The following is an 18,243-nucleotide window of genomic DNA, read 5'->3' as shown; positions in this document are numbered from 1 at the left end:
AAATGCCCCATTTACTGTCAATCAGTGACAAAAATGCTGCACAACCTGACTGATAAGCGCCCGGGTCGGCTTAATAAATGCCGTATCGATAAATTCATCTGGCTGGTGTGCCTGATTAATCGAACCTGGACCCAGGACCAGCGTCGGGCAGAGCTGTTGAATAAACGGCGCTTCGGTGCAGTAGTTCACCACCTCGGTTGGCGTACCCAGCAATTTCTCTACCACGCTCACTAACTCATGGTTTGCCGGACACTCATAGCCCGGAATCGGCGGATGCAGTTCGGCCACCGTGACACGGCCCGGCCAGCGTGCACTCACGGGTGCCAGCGCCTCGTTCAGTAACCCATCCAGATCGCTCAGCGACAGGCCTGGCAGCGGACGGATATCCATATGCAGTTCACAGCAGGCGCAAATACGGTTAGCGGCGTCGCCGCCATGAATATGGCCGAAATTCATAGTGGGATAGGGAATAGCAAAGCCGTCATGGTGATAACGCTCCTGCAGCGTGTGACGCAGTTGCATCAGATGGGTGATCGACTCATGCATCAGTTCAATGGCATTGACGCCACGCGCCGGATCGCTGGAATGGCCCGATTTCCCTTCAATACGAATCACGTTGGACAGATGGCCCTTGTGCGCGCGCACCGGTTTCAGCGAGGTCGGTTCACCGATGATGGCGCAGTCGGGACGCAGTTGCGTTGATTCCGAGAAATATTTGGCACCCGCCATGGTGGTCTCTTCATCGGCTGTGGCGAGGATATAGAGCGGCTTACTCAGTGTGCTGACATCCACATCGCGCAGCGTATCGAGAATAAAGGCGAAGAAGCCTTTCATGTCTGCCGTGCCCAGACCATAGAGCTTGTTGTCGTGCTCGGTCAGGGTAAAGGGATCGCGCGTCCAGCGGCCATCGTCAAAGGGAACGGTATCCGTATGACCCGCTAACAGCAGGCCGCCCGCTCCGTTGCCGGTTCGCGCCAGCATGTTAAATTTATTGCGGGTGCCGGGCACCGGTTGCACTTCAACGCTGAAGCCAAGGTCGCGGAACCAGCCGGCCAGCAAATTGATTAAAGTTTCATTACTCTGATCCAGTGCGGCATCGGTTGCACTGATCGACGGTGTGGCGATTAGCTGGCTGTACAGTTCAATAAAAGGCGGTAATTTTGTCTTCACTGTTGGCGGTCCTTGGGTTAGGATGTATCCATATTCATGCATTAATAGTGAATAAAAATACATTAACGTCCTCTGCAAGGGAACCTTAAATCACTGCAGATGACAGGGTGGGTAACGGGGCAAGGCCGCGACCCGGAACGTGCGACTGTAAAAAGGGTTACAGCCTGATGTTGAATACGCTGATCGTTGGTGCCAGTGGTTATGCTGGTGTTGAGCTTGCCACCTTCCTGAATCGCCATCCACATATCAACATAACCGCTTTGGCGGTTTCGGCGCAAAGCCCTGATGCCGGCAAGCGCCTGTCCGATCTCCATCCGCAGCTGAAAGGCGTGGTGGATTTACCGCTGCAGCCGCTGAGCAGCGCGGAGGAGTGGGCAGACAAAGTGGATGTCGTGTTCCTGGCGACGGCCCACGAAGTCAGCCACGACCTGGCCCCGGAATTTCTCAAGGCTGGCTGTGTGGTATTCGACCTGTCGGGTGCGTTCCGCGTTAACGACGCTGATTTTTACACCCGTTTCTACGGTTTCACGCATCAGCATGGCGACTGGCTCGATAAAGCCGTTTACGGCCTGGCGGAATATCAGCATGAGAAAATTCAGCAGGCGCAACTGGTGGCGGTACCCGGTTGCTACCCGACCGCGGCTCAGCTGGCACTGAAACCTCTGGTGGATGCGGGACTGTTAAACGATGCGCAGTGGCCGGTTATTAACGCCACCAGCGGCGTGAGCGGTGCCGGACGTAAAGCCAGTGTCGGGACCAGCTTCTGCGAAGTGAGCCTGCAGCCTTACGGTCTGTTTAATCATCGTCACCACCCGGAAATTGTCGCGCACCTCGGTACGCCAGTGATCTTTACACCGCACCTGGGGAGCTTCCCGCGCGGTATCCTGGCGACCATCACCTGCCGTCTGAAAGCGGGTGTCAGCCGCGAAGATATCGCTGCCGTCTTCCATCGTGCCTATGACGACAAGCCGCTGGTGCGCCTCTACGATAAGGGCGTACCGGCGCTGAAAGCCGTTGTCGGCCTGCCTTACTGCGATATCGGTTTTGAAGTGCAGGACGAACATCTGATTGTTGTAGCAGCCGAAGATAATCTGCTGAAAGGGGCGGCATCGCAGGCAGTACAGTGCCTGAACATCCGGTTCGGCTTCCCTGAAACGCAGTCACTGATTTAACGGGTAACTAAACCATGACCAATCCATTGATTATTAAGCTGGGCGGTGTGCTGTTAGACAGCGAAGAAGCGCTGGCGCGCTTGTTTGAAGCACTGCTTAACTATCGTAGCGCTCATCAGCGTCCGCTGATCATCGTCCACGGCGGCGGCTGCCTGGTGGATGAGCTGATGAAAAAGCTGGCGCTGCCGGTGATGAAGAAAAATGGCCTGCGCGTCACCCCGGCCGATCAGATTGACATTATTACCGGTGCGCTGGCGGGAACCGCGAATAAAACGCTGCTGGCCTGGGCGAAAAAATCGGGCATCAACGCGGTCGGCCTCTGCCTGGGCGATGCGGGCATCGTCAATGTCGCCCCGTTTGATGAAGAACTCGGCCATGTTGGCCATGCAATGCCGGGAGATCCGGTCTTGCTGAACACCCTGCTGGCGGCCGGTTATATGCCGGTGGTGAGCTCCATTGGCATTACTGACAGCGGCGACCTGATGAACGTCAACGCTGACCAGGCGGCGACCGCACTGGCCTCAACGCTGGGCGCCGATCTGGTTCTGTTGTCAGACGTCAGTGGTATTCTCGACGGCAAAGGTCAGCGCATCGAAGAGATGACCGCCGACAAAGCTGAGCAGCTGATTACCCAGGGCATTATTACTGACGGCATGATTGTTAAAGTGCACGCTGCGCTTGATGCGGCGCGTACGCTGGGCCGTCCGGTGGATATTGCCAGCTGGCGTCACGCTGAGCGGCTGCCTGACCTGTTTAACGGCGTGTCTATTGGCACCCGGATTCTCGCTTAACGACTCTGATTCAAGGATTACGAAATGCAAACGCAAAACATCAAAAAAATCGTTCTGGCTTACTCCGGTGGTCTTGATACGTCAGCCATTATTCCATGGCTGAAAGAGAACTACGGCGGCTGTGAAGTGGTCGCTTTCGTAGCGGACATCGGTCAGGAGCGCGGCGATCTGGAAGGTGTAGAGAAGAAAGCCCTGCAGTCCGGCGCATCTGAATGCCACGTGGTTGACCTGCGTGAAGAGTTTATCAGCGACTACGTCTATCCGGTGCTGCAGACCGGTGCGCTGTATGAAGGCACCTATCTGCTGGGCACCTCAATGGCGCGTCCTATCATCGCTAAAGCCCAGGTTGAGCTGGCGCTGAAAGTGGGCGCAGATGCGCTGTGTCACGGCGCAACCGGTAAAGGGAATGACCAGGTGCGTTTCGAAACCACCTACACCGCGCTGGCACCGCAGCTCAAAGTGGTGGCACCGTGGCGTGAATGGAACCTGCGTTCACGTGAAGCGCTGCTGGACTACCTGAAAGAGCGCAACATCCCGACCACCGCGTCGCTGGAAAAAATCTACAGCCGTGACGAAAACGCCTGGCACATCTCCACCGAAGGCGGCGTGCTGGAAAGCCCGGCCAATGCACCGAATAAAGATTGCTGGGTCTGGACTGTCGATCCGCTGGACGCCCCTGACCAGCCTGAAGAAGTGACCGTAACCGTGGAAAAAGGTCGGGTTGTGGCGGTTAACGGCGAAAAACTGAGTCCGTTCCAGTGTCTGGAAAAACTCAACGTGCTGGGCGCAAAGCATGGCGTTGGCCGTATCGATATCGTTGAAAACCGTCTGGTGGGCATTAAATCCCGCGGCTGCTACGAAACCCCGGGCGGCACCATCATGGTGAATGCGCTGCGTGCGGTTGAGCAGTTGGTGCTGGATCGCGATAGCTTCAAATGGCGTGAGCAGCTGGGTCACGAGATGTCTTACGTGGTTTATGACGGCCGCTGGTTCGCACCGCTGCGTAAGTCAATTCAGGCTGCTGCTGAATCGCTGGCGGAAGACGTTAACGGTGAAGTGGTGCTGCAGCTTTATAAAGGCCAGGCGACAGCCACCCAGAAGCGTTCCGCGAACAGCCTCTATTCAGAAGAGTTCGCCACCTTTGGTGAGGATGAGGTCTACGATCACCGTCATGCGGGCGGCTTTATCCGTCTGTTCTCGCTCTCTTCGCGTATCCGCGCCCTGAACGAGCAGAAGAAGTAATTTTCAGGCGGGGTGCGCCTCGCCTCACAGTTTTCATTCAGGGGCGGCATTTATGCCGCCTCTTGTTTAACGATTCAGAGGAGTTTTCACATGGCACTTTGGGGTGGACGGTTTACTCAGGCAGCGGATCAGCGTTTTAAACAGTTCAATGACTCGCTGCGCTTCGATTACCGCCTGGCTGAGCAGGACATCATTGGCTCTGTTGCCTGGTCCAAAGCGCTGGTGACGGTCAATGTTCTGACTCAGGATGAGCAGCAGCAGCTGGAAGCAGCGCTGAATGCGTTACTGGATGACGTGCGTGAGAATCCTGAACAGATCCTGCAGAGCGACGCCGAAGATATCCACAGCTGGGTTGAAGGCAAGCTGATCGACAAAGTCGGTGCGCTGGGTAAAAAGCTGCATACCGGCCGTAGCCGTAACGATCAGGTCGCGACCGATCTGAAACTGTGGTGCAAGGTGCAGATTGAGGCGCTGCTGGGAGCCACGCGTGATCTTCAGCAGGCACTGGTGGTCACCGCGGAAGTGAATCAGGATGCGGTGATGCCTGGCTACACCCACCTGCAGCGTGCGCAGCCGGTGACATTTGCGCACTGGTGTCTGGCCTACGTTGAAATGCTGGCGCGTGACGAGAGCCGTCTGCAGGATACCCTGAAGCGGCTTGATGTCAGCCCGCTGGGCTGTGGCGCTCTGGCTGGTACCGCTTACGAGATTGATCGTCAGCAACTGGCTGGCTGGCTGGGCTTTGCTTCTGCAACGCGCAATAGTCTGGATACGGTATCAGATCGCGATCACGTGCTGGAGCTGCTGTCTGATGCGGCCATTGGCATGGTGCATCTGTCGCGTTTTGCTGAAGATATGATCTTCTTCAATACCGGCGAAGCGGGCTTTATTGAGCTGTCAGATAAAGTCACTTCTGGCTCATCGCTGATGCCGCAGAAGAAAAACCCGGATGCGCTGGAGCTGATTCGCGGCAAGTGTGGTCGGGTGCAGGGCGCACTGACCGGCATGATGATGACGCTGAAAGGTTTGCCACTTGCCTACAACAAAGATATGCAGGAAGACAAAGAGGGGCTGTTTGACGCGCTCGACACCTGGCTCGACTGTCTGCATATGTCCGTACTGGTGCTGGATGGCCTGCAGGTTAAGCGTCCGCGCTGCCAGGAAGCGGCGGAACAGGGTTACGCAAACTCCACCGAACTGGCTGACTATCTGGTCGCTAAAGGTGTGCCATTCCGTGAAGCACACCATATCGTCGGGGAAGTGGTGGTTGCTGCCATCGGGCAGGGCGTGGCGCTGGAAGCGTTGTCGCTGGCGCAGTTGCAGCAGTTCAGCTCGGTGATTGGCGAGGATGTTTATCCGATTCTGGCGCTACAATCCTGTCTGGATAAGCGTAATGCGCAGGGCGGTGTCTCGCCACAGCAGGTTGCGCGTTCCATCGGTGATGCTAAGCAGCGTCTGGCGTGATTGAGAAGCGGGCAGAGTTAATGCTTTGCCCGTTATTATAATGTCAGGTAAAGGGCATTACCTTTGCGAAATTATTAACCACTGGGTGTGCTGATTATTCGACCGTACTAAAACTTTGGGCGAAAACCAACATCAGTTGCTATTACCGGTAGTCTTTAGTTTGTTTTTTTGAAAAAATTAAGCAGTGCCGAATTTTTCCCGATAATCATTTAGTAACAGCCCTGTCGCCTCGTAACCTATCGTAATGCTGGATACCATGCCCAATATGCCGCCCATTATTGCGGGGACAATAAGACCGACTAGTTGAGATATAGCGCCAAATATAATGCCGCCTGCGCCTCCCCATTTTCCACCAATCGCCATGCCAGTAGATGCGCCATCTAAGGTATTACTCAGCACCTGATCCATATAAGCCCAGGTTTCAGTAGTAATTACCGCCGCACCACTGACATATTGAAATTCATTAATCGATAACATTCTCATGCGAGATTCCATTTTTATTCTGCAGAAGAAAAAAGGGCGCAGTGATAAGTTTCTCAGACACTGTATCGCCCCCTGGAGTCACTAGTCGCGAGGATTAACCGATCGTGCCGCCATGATCAACGTTACCTGGACCGAAAGCGGTACGATAATCTGCAATCAGGCTTTGCACTGAAGCGGTATCGGTGGCAGCGCCGACAACTAAGCCTGCGACACCACCCATGATGGTTGGAATAATCAAGCCAAAAAGCTGTGATATGCCACCAACGATGAAGCCGCCTGCACCACCCCATTTACCCCCAATAGCCATACCTGTTGCTGCACCATCTACCATGCCGATGAGTGCACCTTGCAGGTCAGCACCACTCACTGCATTTGTTTCTTCATAAGATAAAGTACGCATAATTATATCCATCAAAAAGTTGTTTCTAAATAGACCAGGATTTTCGTCTGAACATATAAAGGTATTCGACGAAGTCAAAAATAACCGAGTGATGGGAGATGGTATATGGCATAATTTCCATTTTACGCACTGGTATTATTTTATTTTTGTTATGCGGATTTCAGTATGAATAATTTCAAATTATATCCACTGTGCGTATTTTTACATGGGTTGCAGTATGGTAATTTTAACGAATTAACGTTGTTTATCTTATTTCGTGGGTGAGGTTTTTTCTGAAGAGAATTTCCCAGAGAGTTGAGTATGTGTAAGTTGCGGGTTCTTACCTATTATCTGGCATTATTATAGGTCCTCCAGTTAATCTGACTATTTTCCGTGTAATAATTGCGAGATCTGAAAAAGTGGTTGTCAGCTGCTTAGCAGGTAAAAAAAGCGGGCACATTAAATGCCCGCCAACCTCTAGCTTCAGAATTACTACTTTTTTATAGGCACATCATCAAAGCGCCCGCTCTCCCGGCCGACGCTCAGATTCTCTTACGCTGACAGCAAATATTGTTGCAGATCCTCACTGCCGCCAATGTGACGACCGCCCATGAAGATCTGCGGCACCGTCGCCCGGCCTGATACGGCACGCAGACTTACGGTTGTCGCATCCTGCCCCAGCACAATTTCTTCGTACTGAATACCGTGATCCATCAGCATCTGTTTTGCCTGAGTGCAGAAGGTGCAGCCAGGTTTAGTGAATATGGAGACCGACTCCTGGGCTTTACACTCCGGCGCCAGATAGCGCAGCATGGTGTCAGCATCGGAGACCTCAAACGGGTCACCAGGTTTGTTCGGCTCAACGAACATTTTCTCGACCATGCCGTTACGCACCAGCATCGAGTAACGCCATGAACGCGGGCCAAAACCGAGATCGGCTTTCTCAACCAGCATCTCCATGCCACGCGTGAACTCGCCGTTGCCATCGGGAATAAAAGTAATGTTGTCTGCGCGCTGTTCGGCTTTCCAGGCGTTCATCACAAAGGTGTCATTCACTGAAACGCACAGAATGCTGTCCACCCCATGTTGGGCAAACAGACCCGCTAATTCGTTGTAACGCGGCAGATGGCTGGAGGAGCAGGTGGGTGTAAAGGCTCCCGGCAGTGAAAAAACGATCACCGTTTTGTCTTTAAACAGCGCTTCTGTGGTGACATCAACCCAGCGATCGCCCTGACGTGTGTGAAAAGTGACTGACGGAATAGCGTTACCTTCCTGACTTGCAAACATTTTTTGCTCCTGACCTGCCGCGTTCCATTTGATGCGCGCATTATTCCCAACCACCCTTGATAGGGCCAATCGTTCATTGCTATTCTATCTATCGCCACGGGCTATCGTGGTTTGGAGGGTAATAATGAATATTCGTGATCTTGAATATCTGGTTTCGCTTGCTGAACACCGTCATTTCCGCCGTGCTGCGGATGCGTGTCATGTCAGTCAGCCAACATTAAGCGGGCAGATCCGTAAGCTGGAAGATGAGCTGGGTGTGATGCTGCTGGAGCGCACCAGCCGCAAAGTGCTGTTCACACAGGCAGGTCTGCTGCTGGTGGATCAGGCGCGAACGGTACTGCGTGAAGTGAAAGTGCTGAAAGAGATGGCCAGTCAGCAAGGGGAAGCGATGTCAGGTCCGCTGCATATCGGCCTCATTCCGACCACCGCGCCCTATTTATTGCCACAGATTATCCCTACGCTGCACCAGACATTCCCGAAACTGGAGATGTACCTGCACGAAGCGCAGACGCAACAGTTGTTGTCTCAGCTCGACAGCGGCAAGCTGGACTGCGCGATTATCGCGCTGGTCAAAGAGAGTCAGGCTTTTATCGAAGTGCCGTTATTTGATGAGCCGATGAAGCTGGCAGTCTATGCCGATCATCCGTGGTGCGACCGCGATCGCGTACCGATGTCTGATCTGGCTGGCGAGAAGTTGCTGATGCTGGAAGACGGGCACTGTCTGCGTGACCAGGCGATGGGTTTCTGCTTTGAGGCGGGTGCGGATGAAGATACCCACTTCCGCGCAACCAGTCTTGAGACGCTGCGCAATATGGTGGCGGCTGGCAGCGGGATTACGCTGTTACCGGCGCTTGCCGTCCCGCCGGAACGCGTCCGCGATGGCGTCTGCTATCTTCCCTGCTACAAACCGGTGCCACAGCGTACAATTGCGCTGGTCTATCGCCCGGGGTCACCTCTGCGCAGCCGTTATGAACAGCTGGCAGAGGCGATTAAAACCCACATGGCGCACTATTTCGACGCTGCCTTAAAACAGGCGGTTTAAGCCGTTTAACGCGGCAACGCGATAGGCTTCAGCCATGGTCGGATAATTAAAGGTGGTATTCACGAAGTACTCAATCGTGTTACCACCATTTTTTTGCTCCATGATCGCCTGACCGATGTGAATAATCTCGGCGGCACGCTCACCAAAACAGTGGATCCCCAGAATCTCTTTCGTTTCGCGATGGAACAGAATTTTCAGACTGCCAACGTTCATGCCGACGATCTGCGCCCGCGCCAGATGTTTGAACTGCGCGCGGCCCACTTCGTAAGGCACCTTCATGGCCGTCAGCTGCTGCTCGGTTTTACCTACAGAGCTGATTTCCGGAATGGTGTAGATGCCGGTCGGGATATCTTCAATCAGGTGCGCTGACGCTTCTCCTTTGATAATCGCCTGCGCGGCAATACGGCCCTGATCGTAGGCAGCAGAGGCCAGGCTGGGATAGCCAATCACGTCACCCACGGCATAGATGTGTGGCTGAGCGGTCTGATACATGCTGTTCACTTTCAGCAGGCCACGACCATCCGCTTCCAGACCGACATTTTCCAGCGACAGCGAATCAGTGTTACCGGTACGGCCATTGGCGTAAAGCAGACAGTCTGCTTTCACTTTCTTGCCGGACTTCAGATGCATGATCACGCCATCTTCCACGCCTTCGATCTTCTCAAACTCTTCGTTGTGACGAATGACTACGCCGCTGTTCCAGAAGTGGTAAGAGAGGGAGTCAGACATCTCCTGATCAAGGAATGCCAGCAGGCGATCGCGGGTGTTAATCAGATCAACTTTGACGTTCAGGCCACGGAAAATGGACGCATATTCACAGCCAATTACACCCGCGCCATAAATAATGACGTGACCTGGTTCGTGGTGCAGGTTGAGGATAGAGTCAGAGTCATAAACGCGGGGGTGGGTAAAGTCGACATCGTCAGGATGGTAAGGTCGTGAACCGCAGGCGATAACAAACTTCTCTGCCGTCAGCGTCTCACGCGTGCCATCAGGTTGCTCAATCTCAATGGTATTAGCATCAACAAAATGCGCATCACCCTGATAAAGTTCACAGCGGTTACGCTCGTAGAAGCCCTGACGCATGGCTGTCTGCTGGCTGATAACATTTTCTGTGTGATTGAGAATGTCGGCAAAAGAGGAGCGAAGCAGTCGGGTATGATCGCTGTAGAGTGGGTTCTGGTTAAATTCAATAATGCGACTGACGGCGTGGCGAAGGGCTTTAGAAGGGATGGTGCCCCAGTGCGTACAACCGCCGCCGATGTTGTGGTAGCGTTCGATCACGGCGATGCGCGCTCCCTGTTTTACCAGCCCCATCGCCGCCCCTTCACCGCCGGGCCCTGAGCCAATCACAATGGCATCGTAATCGTAAGACTTTTGCATACCGATACGTCCTATTATTTATACATTTTTACAACGAGATTCTAACATCTCGTCGCGCACTTCTGAATTCTATCAGCGATTTTCATCACATTTTGACAAAGAGTGAGGTTCACAGGCGGTGACAAAGATTGCCAATCTGTACGCTGAAAATTTTGTTATAGTGCCCACTCATTACCGCTAAAGGCAGAGAGCATGGGCGTCAGAGCGCAACAAAAAGAACGTACACGGCGTACACTGATTGAAGCAGCTTTCAGTCAGCTCAGCGCCGAACGCAGTTTTACCAGTCTGAGTTTGCGGGAAGTTGCCCGTGAAGCGGGGATAGCACCCACCTCTTTTTATCGTCATTTTAAGGATGTTGATGAGCTTGGTCTGACGATGGTGGATGAAAGCGGGCTGATGCTGCGACAGCTGATGCGTCAGGCGCGCCAGCGTATCGCCAAAGGCGGCAGCATCATTAAAACGTCGGTGGCGACCTTTATGGAGTTCATCGGCAACAATCCCAACGCTTTCCGCCTGTTACTGCGTGAACGTTCCGGTACCTCCGCCGCTTTTCGTGCCGCCGTGGCGCGTGAAATTCAGCACTTTATCGCTGAACTGGCCGATTATCTTGAGGTCGAAAATCGCATGCCGCGTAGTTTTACCGAAGCGCAGGCGGAAGCGATGGTGACCATTGTTTTCAGCGCCGGTGCAGAAGCACTGGATGTTGATGCTGAGCAGCGACGGAAGCTTGAGGATCGGCTGGTACTGCAGCTGCGTATGATCGCCAAAGGCGCTTATTACTGGTATCGCCGTGAGCAGGAACGACTGGCAGTTACCCTGGAAAAACCCGAAGAGCAATGAGTAAGGATCCGTCCATGACCCAACCAGGTATTCGCGATAAAAGCACTCTGGCACTGGCTTTTATTACCGGCTTAGCGATTAACGGCTCGTTTTCTGTGCTGTTCAGCGCTTTTGTTCCCTTTTCGATTTTTCCGCTGATTGCGCTGGGTCTGGCGGCCTGGTGTCTGCATCAGCGTTACCTCAACACCAACATGCCGGACGGCATGCCAGGTCTGGCGGCGGCGTTTTTCCTGCTGGGGATTCTGGTGTATAGCGCGCTGGTGCGGGCGGAATACCCGGACATTGGATCTAACTTTGTTCCCACCGTTCTGATGGTGGCGCTGGTGTTCTGGATTGCGACGCGATTTAAGCGCAAGCGCAATCAGTAGTTATGAATGAAAACGGGAACCTCAGGGTTCCCGTTTTTGTTTACGCTTTACGCGTCAGCAAAACGCCGCATTCCATATGGTGGGTATAGGGGAACTGATCAAACAGCGCCAGCCGCGTTACCTCATGCGTTTCTGACAGCGTCTGCAGATTGTCGCTCAGAGTTTGCGGGTTACAGGAGATATAAAGGATGCGCGGGTACGCCTGCACCATTTTCACCGTCTCTTCATCCAGTCCGCTGCGCGGCGGATCGACAAAAATTGTCTCGCATTCGTAGCTGGTCAGGTCAATCCCTTCCAGACGATTAAAGCTGCGTACGCCATTCATCGCCTGCGTAAACTCTTCCGCTGCCATGCGAATAATCTGCACGTTATCAATCTGGTTCACTGCAATGTTGTATTGCGCCGAGGCAACAGAGGGTTTGGCGATTTCAGTCGCCAGCACGCGGCGGAAATTGCGCGCCAGTGCCAGTGAGAAGTTACCATTGCCGCAATAAAGCTCCAGCAGATCACCCAGTGAATCCTGCGTCACATCCAGCGCCCACTCCAGCATCTGAATATTCATCGCCGCATTGGGCTGGGTAAAACTGTTCTCGACCTGACGATAGATAATCTCACGACCCGCCACCGGCAGACGCTCGTCTACATAGTCGCGATCCAGACAGATTTTGGTTTTGGTCGCACGGCCAATCAGCTGCACATCCAGCCCTTCAGCGCGCAGCTGGTCACGCAGCGCCGCCGCTGCCTGCTGCCACTCATCATCCAGCTTGCGGTGATAGAGCAGTGAAATCACAATCTGATTGCTCAGGGTCGACAGATAGTCGATCTGAAACAGTTTATGGCGCAGGGTGCGGTTATCACGGATCGCGGCGATCATCTTTGGCATCAGCTGGTTGATCAGCTGGCTGGCCGCCGGGAACTGATCAACACGGATCCGCTCGCGTGTCTGCTGATCAAAGATGATGTGATAGATATCATCGCCGTCGTGCCACAGGCGAAATTCGGCGCGCATCCGATAGTGGCTGACCGGCGAACGGAACACCTCCACGTCGGGCGCAGCAAACGGCGTCATCATCGTCTCTAAACGACTGACTTTTTCCGCCAGCTGTGCGTCATACTCTTCAATGGGGAGATGTTCGGGTGTCATGAGCAATCCTGATTAATAGCTTACCAGCGGGCGATTGTAGGCATTCACTTGCTGATGTCCAGTCCTGCAGCGAGAAGATATTTAGCAGTCTGGACTTCCGTATCTCCACTCCGTAGACTGCAGACGCCGGCCTCAAGCCCGAGTTAATAGGGAATCCAGTGTGAATCTGGAGCTGACGCGCAGCGGTAAGGAATGTCGTGATGAGTGCAATTGCAGACACTGTCCTCTGGGATGGGAAGTCATCATCACTTATGGTTCCCAGCCCGAAGACCTGCCGGTGTAACGTCGCTACTCGTTCAATCATCGCGTTCTATTGATTGTCGGCCCGCGGCATCCTGCTTCGTCTTATGGATGCGATTAAAAATGACTAAAAAAACCGCATCGCTGTTCGCGCTGAGCGCAACGGCGATTTCCCTCTGGGCGCAAAACGGTTTTGCGCAGGGAAATGATGATACGCAAATCGTTACCGCCAACCGTTTTGCAGAACCCGTTTCAGGTGTGCTGGCACCGACCACCGTCGTCACGCGTGATGAGATTGATCGCTGGCAGGCCAAAAGCCTGACGGATGTGATGCGGCGTCTGCCAGGTGTCGATGTCGCGCAGAATGGTGGATTGGGGCAGCAAAGTTCACTGTTTATCCGGGGAACCGAGTCCCGACATGTGCTGATCCTGATTGATGGTATCCGGCTTAATCAGGCGGGCATCAGCGGTTCGTCTGATCTCAGCCAGATCCCTCTGTCGCTGGTGCAGCGCATCGAATATGTTCGCGGCTCGCGTTCTGCGGTTTACGGTTCTGATGCGATTGGCGGCGTGGTGAATATCATTACGGGTCGATCGCAACCCGGCACCACGCTGACGGCGGGCGTCGGGTCCAGCGGCTATCAATCGTATGACGGGTCAACCCAGCAGATGCTGGGCGACGCAACAAAGCTTACCCTGGCTGGCAACTACACCTATACCAAAGGGTATGATGTGGTGGCGGGCTACCCCAATGACTATGGTCCGGCACAGCACGATCGCGACGGCTTCATGAGTAAAACTCTGTATGGCAACCTTGAGCATCAGTTCAGCGATGAGCTCAGTGGTTTTGTGCGCGGCTACGGGTTTGATAACCGCACCGCCTACGACGGTTCATATACCTACGATAATAATTCCAATATTATCGGGCTGGCGGATACCCGTCAGCTCTACAGCCAGACCTGGGACACCGGGTTACGCTTCAACCGTGACATTTACTCTACTCAGCTCATCGCCAGTTACGGTCATACCAAAGACATTAACTACGATCCGCGCAATGGTCGCTATGGCGCTGCATCCACCTTTGATGATGTCACCCAGTACAATCTGCAGTGGGGCAACACCGTGCAGGTGGGGCAGGGGGCGATCAGCGCCGGTGTCGACTGGCAGAAAGAGACGACCGAGCCTGGCACGAACTATTTATCAGAGGGCTATGAGCAGCGAAATACCGGTCTCTACCTGACTGGCCAGCAGCAGTTTGGCAGCGTTACCCTTGAAGGTGCGGTACGCAGTGATGACAACAATCAGTTCGGCTGGCATAACACCTGGCAGACGGCAGTGTCATGGGAGTTTATCTCCGGCTATCGCGCGTTCGCCTCTTATGGCACTGCTTTTAAAGCACCGAATCTGTCGCAGGTTTACAGTCCGTTTTATGGTAATCGTGACCTCGATCCGGAAAAAAGTAAGCAGTGGGAAGGCGGCTTTGAAGGGCTGAGCGGACCGGTGAACTGGCGTGTGTCGGGCTATCGCAACGACATCGATAATCTGATTGATAGTGATCCGGCGACTTTCCGTTACTACAACATTAAGCAGGCCCGCATTAAAGGCGTTGAAGCCACCGCCGGATTTGATACCGGGCCGCTGGCGCATCTGCTCTCCTATGATTATGTTGATGCGCGGGATGGCAGCACCGATCAGCCGCTTGTTCGCCGGGCTAAGCAGCAGGTGAAGTATCAGCTCGACTGGACGCTGTATGAGTTTGACTGGTCAATCACCTACCATTATCTGGGGGACCGTTATGATACCGACTTTAACAGTTCGCCCAGCCGACGCGTGAAGCTAGGGGGAGTGAGCCTGTGGGATCTCGCTGTCTCATATCCGGTCACTTCACAACTCACGGTTCGTGGTAGAATTGCCAACCTGTTCGATAAAGATTACGAGACAGTGTATGGCTATCAGACTCCAGGACGAGAGTATTACCTCAGCGGCAGCTATAACTTCTGATTTGCGCCCTACCGTGCTGGTGTTTGATTCCGGCGTCGGTGGGCTTTCTGTCTATGATGAGGTCCGTCAGCTGTTGCCGGACCTGCATTATCTCTATGCCTTCGATAACGCAGGCTTCCCTTACGGTGAGAAAAGCGAAACCTTCATCGTGGAGCGGGTGGTCGCTATCGTTGAGGCTATTACGCAGCGCTATCCTCTCTCATTGGTCATCATCGCCTGTAATACGGCCAGCACGGTTTCATTACCCGCTTTACGTGAACGCTTTGCATTTCCTGTCGTAGGAGTGGTGCCGGCAATTAAACCGGCCGCGCGCCTGACGCGTAATGGCGTTGTGGGATTACTGGCTACGCGGGCTACGGTGCGCCGTCCTTATACGCATGAGCTGGTGGCGCAGTTTGCGGGTTCCTGCAATATCGAGATGCTGGGATCGGCCGAGCTGGTAGAGCTGGCAGAAGCGAAGCTCCACGGTGAGGAAGTGTCACTGGATGAGGTACGCCGGATTGTTCAGCCGTGGCTGAGGATGGCTGAGCCACCGGATACGGTCGTTTTAGGCTGTACACACTTTCCTTTACTGCGCGAAGAGCTGCAGCAGGTGTTGCCTGAAGGGACGCGTCTGATTGATTCCGGTGCGGCAATTGCCCGACGTACCGTCTGGCTGCTTGAGCATGAAGCGCCTGAGGTGCACTCCTCGCAGCAGAATGTTGCATTCTGTACGGCGCTGGATGGCGAAGCAGTACAATTATCACCCGTTTTGCAGCGTTATGGCTTCCCGTTGCTCGAAAAACTGGCGCTTTAGCGGCTTTTAGCTGAAAAAATCAGCACTCGGAATTTTATTTGAAATTAGCACTTGTCAGCCTCCGAGAACTCCCTATAATGCGCCTCCACTGACACGGCACAACGGCTTACGAAGCGCCGGGTTGAGTAGGTTCGAAATCATACGAACCAGTGAGTTAAGCGAAAATAAATGCTTGACTGACAATGCGGAAAGCGTAATATACGCAGCCCGCGCCGCAGTAAATCGCGGCATGCTCTTTAACAATTTATCAGACAATCTGTGTGGGCACTCGCAGGATTGATATCAGCGTCTTTGGACGCACAAAAATATCAAAGCCTCACGAGTGAACACATAATGAAATTCATTATGACGTTTTACAGATGAGCACCGCTTAACTTGTTTAAGCAAATCAAACTTAAATTGAAGAGTTTGATCATGGCTCAGATTGAACGCTGGCGGCAGGCCTAACACATGCAAGTCGGACGGTAGCACAGAGAGCTTGCTCTCGGGTGACGAGTGGCGGACGGGTGAGTAATGTCTGGGGATCTGCCCGATAGAGGGGGATAACCACTGGAAACGGTGGCTAATACCGCATAACGTCGCAAGACCAAAGAGGGGGACCTTCGGGCCTCTCACTATCGGATGAACCCAGATGGGATTAGCTAGTAGGCGGGGTAATGGCCCACCTAGGCGACGATCCCTAGCTGGTCTGAGAGGATGACCAGCCACACTGGAACTGAGACACGGTCCAGACTCCTACGGGAGGCAGCAGTGGGGAATATTGCACAATGGGCGCAAGCCTGATGCAGCCATGCCGCGTGTATGAAGAAGGCCTTCGGGTTGTAAAGTACTTTCAGCGGGGAGGAAGGCGGTGCGGTTAATAACCGCGCCGATTGACGTTACCCGCAGAAGAAGCACCGGCTAACTCCGTGCCAGCAGCCGCGGTAATACGGAGGGTGCAAGCGTTAATCGGAATTACTGGGCGTAAAGCGCACGCAGGCGGTCTGTTAAGTCAGATGTGAAATCCCCGGGCTTAACCTGGGAACTGCATTTGAAACTGGCAGGCTTGAGTCTTGTAGAGGGGGGTAGAATTCCAGGTGTAGCGGTGAAATGCGTAGAGATCTGGAGGAATACCGGTGGCGAAGGCGGCCCCCTGGACAAAGACTGACGCTCAGGTGCGAAAGCGTGGGGAGCAAACAGGATTAGATACCCTGGTAGTCCACGCCGTAAACGATGTCGACTTGGAGGTTGTTCCCTTGAGGAGTGGCTTCCGGAGCTAACGCGTTAAGTCGACCGCCTGGGGAGTACGGCCGCAAGGTTAAAACTCAAATGAATTGACGGGGGCCCGCACAAGCGGTGGAGCATGTGGTTTAATTCGATGCAACGCGAAGAACCTTACCTACTCTTGACATCCACGGAATCTGGCAGAGATGCCTCAGTGCCTTCGGGAACCGTGAGACAGGTGCTGCATGGCTGTCGTCAGCTCGTGTTGTGAAATGTTGGGTTAAGTCCCGCAACGAGCGCAACCCTTATCCTTTGTTGCCAGCGATTCGGTCGGGAACTCAAAGGAGACTGCCGGTGATAAACCGGAGGAAGGTGGGGATGACGTCAAGTCATCATGGCCCTTACGAGTAGGGCTACACACGTGCTACAATGGCGCATACAAAGAGAAGCGACCTCGCGAGAGCAAGCGGACCTCACAAAGTGCGTCGTAGTCCGGATCGGAGTCTGCAACTCGACTCCGTGAAGTCGGAATCGCTAGTAATCGTGGATCAGAATGCCACGGTGAATACGTTCCCGGGCCTTGTACACACCGCCCGTCACACCATGGGAGTGGGTTGCAAAAGAAGTAGGTAGCTTAACCTTCGGGAGGGCGCTTACCACTTTGTGATTCATGACTGGGGTGAAGTCGTAACAAGGTAACCGTAGGGGAACCTGCGGTTGGATCACCTCCTTACCTGAAGATACCTTCCCGCGCAGTGTCCACACAGATTGTCTGATAAAAAGTAACGAGCAGAAAAAACCTCTACAGGCTTGTAGCTCAGGTGGTTAGAGCGCACCCCTGATAAGGGTGAGGTCGGTGGTTCAAGTCCACTCAGGCCTACCAAATTCGCACTCACGCTGCGTTATGTTCCCGGCTCGCATAGTTCACTATGCTGCGCGGAAACATGCCCTGCCTGAGCACGAATTGCATTTCTTACGAAGTGTACTCGGTTGAGTGGTAGTAGCGGTCTCTGCAGTAACTGTATGGGGCTATAGCTCAGCTGGGAGAGCGCCTGCCTTGCACGCAGGAGGTCAGCGGTTCGATCCCGCTTAGCTCCACCATACCGTTTATCTGTTTTTTCTGAATACTTCAGAGCGTACCGGCAACGGTGTGCTGCGAAGTATTATGCTCTTTAACAATCCGGAACAAGCTGAAAATTGAAACGACGTGTCGCTTTCATTCTCCGTAATAAGAATGA

The 18,243-nt window shown here is 53.7% G+C and carries 15 protein-coding genes, 2 tRNA genes, 1 rRNA gene and 1 riboswitch; of the genes, 12 read left to right on the top strand and 6 right to left on the bottom strand.

The features are described 5' to 3' along the window. Positions 1-21 precede the first annotated feature (21 nt). Positions 22-1,170 (bottom strand): acetylornithine deacetylase, encoded by a 1,149-nt coding sequence (argE, locus tag NIM72_RS11585; RefSeq protein WP_253420448.1) that lies wholly within the window; start codon positions 1,168-1,170, stop codon positions 22-24. Positions 1,171-1,337: 167 nt separating this feature from the next. Here argE and argC point away from each other — a divergent pair, with 167 nt between their 5' ends. The 4 genes from argC to argH all read left to right on the top strand — a co-directional run bounded on the left by argC (position 1,338) and on the right by argH (position 5,839). After that, a complete protein-coding gene (gene argC, locus NIM72_RS11580; RefSeq protein ID WP_161733022.1) occupies positions 1,338-2,342 on the top strand; it encodes an N-acetyl-gamma-glutamyl-phosphate reductase in 1,005 nt (334 codons plus the stop codon). Between the two features lie 14 nt (positions 2,343-2,356). After that, positions 2,357-3,133: an acetylglutamate kinase gene (gene argB, locus NIM72_RS11575; protein WP_253420445.1), complete on the top strand. Its 777-nt coding sequence runs from the start codon at positions 2,357-2,359 to the stop codon at positions 3,131-3,133. A gap of 24 nt (positions 3,134-3,157) precedes the next feature. After that, complete coding sequence (locus NIM72_RS11570; protein WP_253420441.1) at positions 3,158-4,375, top strand: argininosuccinate synthase; 1,218 nt, start codon at positions 3,158-3,160, stop codon at positions 4,373-4,375. 90 nt (positions 4,376-4,465) lie between these two features. Beyond that, entirely contained in the window at positions 4,466-5,839 is a 1,374-nt protein-coding gene (gene argH / locus NIM72_RS11565; protein ID WP_253420438.1) for an argininosuccinate lyase, read from the top strand. A gap of 177 nt (positions 5,840-6,016) precedes the next feature. On the opposite strand, the gene NIM72_RS11560 is transcribed toward argH, so the two are convergent. The 3 genes from NIM72_RS11560 to NIM72_RS11550 all read right to left on the bottom strand — a co-directional run bounded on the left by NIM72_RS11560 (position 6,017) and on the right by NIM72_RS11550 (position 7,988). Beyond that, positions 6,017-6,322 carry a hypothetical protein gene (locus NIM72_RS11560; RefSeq protein ID WP_202604887.1) on the bottom strand — a complete coding sequence of 102 codons (306 nt, stop codon included), beginning with the start codon at positions 6,320-6,322 and terminating at the stop codon, positions 6,017-6,019. Positions 6,323-6,416: 94 nt separating this feature from the next. Beyond that, on the bottom strand, positions 6,417-6,722 hold the full coding sequence (locus NIM72_RS11555) for a hypothetical protein (RefSeq protein ID WP_253420435.1): 306 nt from the start codon (positions 6,720-6,722) through the stop codon (positions 6,417-6,419). 531 nt (positions 6,723-7,253) lie between these two features. After that, positions 7,254-7,988, bottom strand: coding sequence for a glutathione peroxidase (locus NIM72_RS11550; RefSeq protein WP_161733032.1), 735 nt, complete (start codon positions 7,986-7,988; stop codon positions 7,254-7,256). 124 nt (positions 7,989-8,112) lie between these two features. Between NIM72_RS11550 and oxyR the strand changes: the two genes are divergently transcribed. After that, a complete protein-coding gene (oxyR, locus tag NIM72_RS11545; protein WP_033734435.1) occupies positions 8,113-9,030 on the top strand; it encodes a DNA-binding transcriptional regulator OxyR in 918 nt (305 codons plus the stop codon). Here the strand turns inward: oxyR and sthA are convergent. Further along, entirely contained in the window at positions 9,013-10,413 is a 1,401-nt protein-coding gene (sthA, locus tag NIM72_RS11540; RefSeq protein ID WP_013359450.1) for a Si-specific NAD(P)(+) transhydrogenase, read from the bottom strand. The two genes, oxyR and sthA, sit on opposite strands and share 18 nt — an antisense overlap. A 192-nt stretch (positions 10,414-10,605) precedes the next feature. Here sthA and fabR point away from each other — a divergent pair, with 192 nt between their 5' ends. Both fabR and NIM72_RS11530 read left to right on the top strand, forming a co-directional pair. Further along, entirely contained in the window at positions 10,606-11,253 is a 648-nt protein-coding gene (gene fabR, locus NIM72_RS11535; RefSeq protein ID WP_013359449.1) for an HTH-type transcriptional repressor FabR, read from the top strand. A gap of 14 nt (positions 11,254-11,267) precedes the next feature. Beyond that, positions 11,268-11,621 (top strand): YijD family membrane protein, encoded by a 354-nt coding sequence (locus NIM72_RS11530; protein ID WP_161733034.1) that lies wholly within the window; start codon positions 11,268-11,270, stop codon positions 11,619-11,621. 40 nt (positions 11,622-11,661) lie between these two features. Here NIM72_RS11530 and trmA read toward each other — a convergent pair whose 3' ends face one another. Next, positions 11,662-12,765, bottom strand: a complete 1,104-nt coding sequence (gene trmA / locus NIM72_RS11525; RefSeq protein ID WP_161733036.1) for a tRNA (uridine(54)-C5)-methyltransferase TrmA — start codon at positions 12,763-12,765, stop codon at positions 11,662-11,664. 110 nt (positions 12,766-12,875) lie between these two features. Beyond that, a riboswitch (cobalamin riboswitch) is annotated at positions 12,876-13,059 on the top strand. Positions 13,060-13,128: 69 nt separating this feature from the next. Between trmA and btuB the strand changes: the two genes are divergently transcribed. From btuB to NIM72_RS11500, 5 genes are all read left to right on the top strand, one after another. Next, the gene (gene btuB / locus NIM72_RS11520; RefSeq protein ID WP_161733038.1) at positions 13,129-15,006 is read left to right on the top strand and encodes a TonB-dependent vitamin B12 receptor BtuB; all 1,878 of its coding nucleotides are present in this window, start codon (positions 13,129-13,131) and stop codon (positions 15,004-15,006) included. After that, a complete protein-coding gene (murI, locus tag NIM72_RS11515; RefSeq protein ID WP_253420432.1) occupies positions 14,951-15,802 on the top strand; it encodes a glutamate racemase in 852 nt (283 codons plus the stop codon). Before btuB ends, murI begins: the two co-directional genes overlap by 56 nt. A gap of 396 nt (positions 15,803-16,198) precedes the next feature. Continuing rightward, a 16S ribosomal RNA gene (locus NIM72_RS11510) occupies positions 16,199-17,738 on the top strand. 73 nt (positions 17,739-17,811) lie between these two features. Continuing rightward, a tRNA-Ile gene (locus NIM72_RS11505) sits at positions 17,812-17,888 on the top strand. 142 nt (positions 17,889-18,030) lie between these two features. Further along, positions 18,031-18,106 (top strand) — tRNA-Ala (locus NIM72_RS11500). Positions 18,107-18,243 lie beyond the last annotated feature (137 nt).

It is taken from the genome of Pantoea sp. B550 (assembly GCF_024158165.1).
Lineage (GTDB): Bacteria > Pseudomonadota > Gammaproteobacteria > Enterobacterales > Enterobacteriaceae > Pantoea > Pantoea alfalfae.
This window is presented reverse-complemented; position numbering and strand designations above follow the sequence as displayed.